General features: G+C 72.0%; 2 protein-coding genes. Both read left to right on the top strand.

Annotation, left to right across the window (positions count from 1 at the left end; translation table 11 throughout):
• The first annotated feature begins 72 nt into the window (after positions 1 to 72).
• Positions 73 to 1,572 carry a phosphotransferase gene (locus ACFU53_RS46585; RefSeq protein WP_384006328.1) on the top strand — a complete coding sequence of 500 codons (1,500 nt, stop codon included), beginning with the start codon at positions 73 to 75 and terminating at the stop codon, positions 1,570 to 1,572.
• A 39-nt stretch (positions 1,573 to 1,611) separates the two neighbouring features.
• Positions 1,612 to 4,818 (top strand): 1,4-alpha-glucan branching enzyme, encoded by a 3,207-nt coding sequence (glgB, locus tag ACFU53_RS46580; protein WP_384006327.1) that lies wholly within the window; start codon positions 1,612 to 1,614, stop codon positions 4,816 to 4,818.
• Positions 4,819 to 4,937 lie beyond the last annotated feature (119 nt).

The raw sequence follows: 4,937 nt of genomic DNA, 5'->3' as shown, positions 1-4,937 counted from the left end.
GGCCGGTTTCTCCCGGCCCGCCCGGGGCACGCAAACAGGAACACCCCGCCCCCGGGGAAAGGACGCGAGGCCATGTCGGAAGCCGCCACGCACTCCACCGCGACAAGTCCTGCTCCACCGCCCGCGACAGAGGCGACACCCGGGCTGCTCACCTCCCTGGAGCCGTTGCTGCGGGAGTGGCTGCCACGGCAGCGCTGGTTCGCGGGGAAGGGGCGGCCGGTCACCGGCTTCAGCCTGGTGGCGGAAACCGAGCTGTTGCCGGTGGGCACCTCCACGGCAGGGGGTGCCAAGGCGGCCGGCTCCAAGCCGGGCTCCAAGGCCGGGCTGCTGCACCTCCTCGTACGCGCCCATCAGCCGCTGGTGCCGTCCCAGGGGGCCCCGGCCCACCCCGGCGACTGCTACCAACTGCTGCTCGGCGTACGCGAGACACTGCCGCCACGGCTCGCGCCCGCGCTGATCGGGCATGTGGCCGAGGGGCCGCTGGCCGGGCGGACGGTGTACGAGGCGCTGCACGACCCGCGCCTCGCCGATGTCCTCCTGGAAGCGCTGCGGGCCAATGCGCACGTCGGCGAGCTGCGCTGTGGGCGGGACATGCGCCACGACATCCCCGAGGGCCTGGTGCCGCGTGTGGTGACCTCGGAGCAGTCCAACTCCTCGATCGTCTACGGCGATACGTTTATCCTGAAGCTGTTCCGCCGGGTCCTGCCCGGGGCCAATCCCGATCTCGAACTGCCCCTGACGCTGTCCCGCGAGGGCTGCCCCCGGGTGCCGGCGCCGGTGGCCTGGATGGTGGCGGACCTGGGCCGGAGCGGCGACTCCGACCCCGACGCCCACCACGTTCTGGGCGTCCTCCAGCCGTTCCTGCACGGCGCGGCGGACGGCTGGGAGCTGGCGCTGAGCATGCTGGCCAAGGGCGAGGACTTCACCGCCGAGGCGCGGGCGCTGGGGCGGGCGACCGCCGAGGTGCACACCGCGCTGACGCGGGCCCTGCCCACGGTCACCCTGGGGCGGTCGCAACTGGAGTCGCTGGTGGACGGGATGACCGGACGCCTGGAGGCCGCAGCGCAGGCCGTACCCGCGCTGCGGCCGTACGCTCCCGGTCTGCACACTGCCTTCGAGGCGCTCGCCGACCTGGCCGCGGAGGGGCGTACCTGGACCGCCCAGCGCATCCACGGCGACCTCCATCTCGGCCAGTGTCTCCGCTCTCCCTCCGGGGAGTGGTCGCTCATAGATTTCGAGGGCGAGCCCTCGAAGCCGCTGGCCGAGCGTCGGATGCCGCAGCCCGTCGCCCGTGACATCGCCGGCATGCTCCGCTCCTTCGACTACGCCGCGCATTCCCTCCAGCCCCCGGCCGCCGACTGGGCGACCGCCTGCCGGGCCGCGTACTGCTCCGGCTACGCGGACGTCGCCGGGGCCGATCCGCGCACCGACCCCGTACTGCTGCGCGCGTACGAGACCGACAAGGCCGTGTACGAGGTCCTCTACGAGGCCCGGCACCGCCCCGACTGGCTACCTGTGCCCCTGGCCGCCGCCCACCGTCTGGCCACCGACCCCGGCGCCGACATCCCCTGACACCGCCCCATTCCAGCCCCTGCCGAGGAGGCAGTACCTGTGACTCCCCGCCCGCCGTCCGACGACAGCACCCAGCACACCGGCCCCGACGCCGAGGGGCCCGCCCCGGTGAAGAAGACGGCCACGAAGACAACGGCCGCGAAGAAGACCGTGGCGAAGAAGGCGACAGCGAAGAAGACGGCGACGAAGAGCACGGCCAAGGCTGTCGCCGAGAAGGCGGCCGAGGGGACGGCGGCGACGGTCAGGAAGACGGCCGAGAGGACACCGGTGGCCAAAAAGGCGGCCGCGAAGAAGGTCGTCGAAGGAACGGCGGCGGTCAAAAAGACGACCGCGGGGTCACCAGCGGCCAAGAAGGCGGTCGCCGAGAAGGTCGGCGAAGGAGCACCGCCGGTCACGAAGCCGACGGACGGCAAGGTGGCCGCGAAGAAGACCGCCGGGGGCGGAAAGGCCGCGACGAGAAAGGTCGCCGAGGACACGGGCGTGGCCGAGAAGGCCCCTGCGACGAAGTCCGCCGCGAAGAAGACGGCGGCCCGGAAGACCGTGGCGAAGAAAGCTGTGGCGAAGCAGGTTGTGGCGAAGAAGGCAGCGGTCAAGAAGACCGCGGTGAAGAAGGCAACGGCGAAGAAGGCTGTGGCCGAGAAAGCCGTCACCGCCAAGGCCGTCACCAAGAAGACCGCCGCGAAGAGGGCCGTGAAGGCGCCGCAGGAGGCGGAGAGGGCCGTGTTGGTTCCTGCCGGCCCGTCGGGTGCCGGAACGGTCCTGCCAGACGGGCCGGCCACTCACGAGCCGTTGCCGGCCGAGTCGGCGCTGCCTGAACCGGCGCTCCCCAAGCAGACCGCCGCCGAGCCGGTGGTTCCCGAACCGGTGCTCCCCAAGCAGGCCGTCGCCCAGCCGGCCACTCCCGAGCCGGTGTCGGTGCCGGCCGCCGAGCCGGTCGTCCCCAAGCAGGCCGTCGGCGAGCCGGTGGCGCCCGAACCCGCTGCGGCCTCCGGCGGGGCCGCTGCCGCCGAGCCGGTCCTCGCCCCCTCCTCCGTTCCCGTCGGCACCCAGCCGACTTTCTCTCCCGCCATGGACGGCGCCGATCGCGAGCGACTGCTGACCGGGACCCACCACGCGCCGCACTCCGTGCTCGGGGCCCACCCCGCGCCCGGGGGCGTGGTGTTCCGGGCGTTCCGGCCGTACGCGCTCGGGGTGAGCGTGGTGGTGGAGTCGCTGCGGGCCGAGTTGCACGACGACGGGGGTGGGTTCTTCTCGGCCCTGCTGCCGTTGCGGGAGGTACCGGCGGCGTACCGGCTGCTGGTCTCGTACGAGGGGACGGAGCAGGAGACCGAGGACGCGTACCGTTTCCTGCCCGCGATCGGCGAGCTGGACCTGTATCTGATCGGCGAGGGGCGGCACGAGGAGCTGTGGCGGGTGCTCGGCGCCGAGCCGATGACCCACCAGGGCGTGACCGGCACCCGCTTCACGGTGTGGGCGCCCAACGCGCGCGGCGTGCGCCTGGCCGGGACCTTCAACTTCTGGGACGGCACGGGCTTCCCGATGCGTTCGCTGGGCTCCTCGGGGGTGTGGGAGCTGTTCGTGCCCGGGATCGGCGAGGGCGAGCTGTACAAGTTCGAGATCACGCGGCCGGACGGTTCGAAGACGCTGCGGGCCGACCCACTGGCCCGCCGCACGGAGGTCCCGCCCAACACGTCCTCCGTCATCCACGCCTCGCACTACGAGTGGGCCGACGACGAGTGGCTCGCCCGGCGGGCGGAGACCCCCGCGCACGAGGCTCCCTTCTCGGTCTACGAGATCCATCTGCCGTCCTGGCGCCCGGGGTTGACCTACCGGCAACTCGCCGAGCAGCTGCCGGCATACGTCTCCGACCTCGGCTTCACGCACGTCGAGCTGCTGCCCGTCGCCGAGCACCCCTTCGGCGGCTCCTGGGGCTACCAGGTCACCGGCTTCTACGCCCCGACCGCCCGCCTCGGCACCCCCGACGACTTCAAGTACCTGGTCGACGCCCTGCACCGGGCCGGGATCGGTGTCCTGATGGACTGGGTGCCGGCGCACTTCCCGCGTGACGACTGGGCGTTGGCCGAGTTCGACGGGCGTCCGCTGTACGAGCACGAGGACCCACTGCGGGCGGCGCACCCCGACTGGGGGACGCTGGAGTTCGACTACGGGCGCCGTGAGGTGCGCAACTTCCTGGTGGCGAACGCCCTCTACTGGTGCGAGGAGTACCACATCGACGGGCTGCGGGTGGACGCCGTCGCGTCGATGCTGTACCTCGACTACTCACGCGAACCCGGCCAGTGGACGCCGAACGAGCACGGCGGCCGGGAGAACCTGGACGCGGTCGCCTTCCTGCAGGAGATGAACGCGACGGTGTACCGGCGGGTGCCGGGCGTCGTGACGATCGCGGAGGAGTCCACGGCCTGGGACGGCGTCACCCGCGCCACCCACCACACCGGTCCGGGCGGCTTCGGCGGCCTCGGCTTCGGCCTGAAGTGGAACATGGGCTGGATGCACGACTCGCTGGGCTACATGTCCAAGGAGCCGGTCCATCGCAAGCACCACCACAACGAGATGACGTTCTCGATGGTGTACGCGTACAGCGAGAACTACGTCCTGCCCATCTCCCACGACGAGGTCGTGCACGGCAAGGGCTCACTGGTGTCGAAGATGCCGGGCGACTGGTGGCAGCAGCGCGCCAACCACCGTGCGTACCTGGGCTTCATGTGGGCCCACCCCGGCAAGCAACTCCTCTTCATGGGGCAGGAGTTCGCGCAGGGCGCGGAGTGGTCGGAGGCGCACGGCCCCGACTGGTGGCTCCTCGACCCCGCGTACGGCGCCGAGGCCGACCACCGGGGCGTACGGGACCTCGTCCGCGACCTCAACACCGCCTACCGCCACACCCCCGCTCTCTGGCAGCAGGACACCCGTCCCGCCGGCTTCTCCTGGATCACGGGCGACTCGGCGGACGACAACGTCCTGGCGTTCCTGAGGTTCGCCGAGGACGGCACGCCTCTGCTGGCCGTCTCCAACTTCAGCCCGGTCGCCCGCGAGGACTACCGTCTCGGGGTGCCCGAGGACATCCCGGCCTGGCACGAGATCCTGAACACCGATGCGGCCGCCTACGGAGGCGCCGACACCACGACCTCCCACCCCGTGAAACCGGAGCCGCACCCCTGGCACGCCCACCCGGCCAGCATCCGCGTCACCCTGCCCCCGTTGTCAACGCTCTGGCTCCGCCCGGCCTAGTCCCTCGCCCCCGCCGCCCCTACCCGTCCCCTCCCCAGGGGCGGCTGCCCCTTCGACCCCGCCAAGACTCGGGGCTCCGCCCCGGACCCCGTTCGCGCAGTTCCCCGCGCCCCTCGAGG

It is taken from the genome of Streptomyces sp. NPDC057474, assembly GCF_042802555.1.
Lineage (GTDB): Bacteria > Actinomycetota > Actinomycetes > Streptomycetales > Streptomycetaceae > Streptomyces.
This window is presented reverse-complemented; position numbering and strand designations above follow the sequence as displayed.

Excerpts from the sequence above, each read along its gene's own strand:
- ACFU53_RS46585 (WP_384006328.1), top strand. The coding sequence starts at position 73 with ATGTCGGAAGCCGCCACGCACTCCACCGCGACAAGTCCTGCTCCACCG.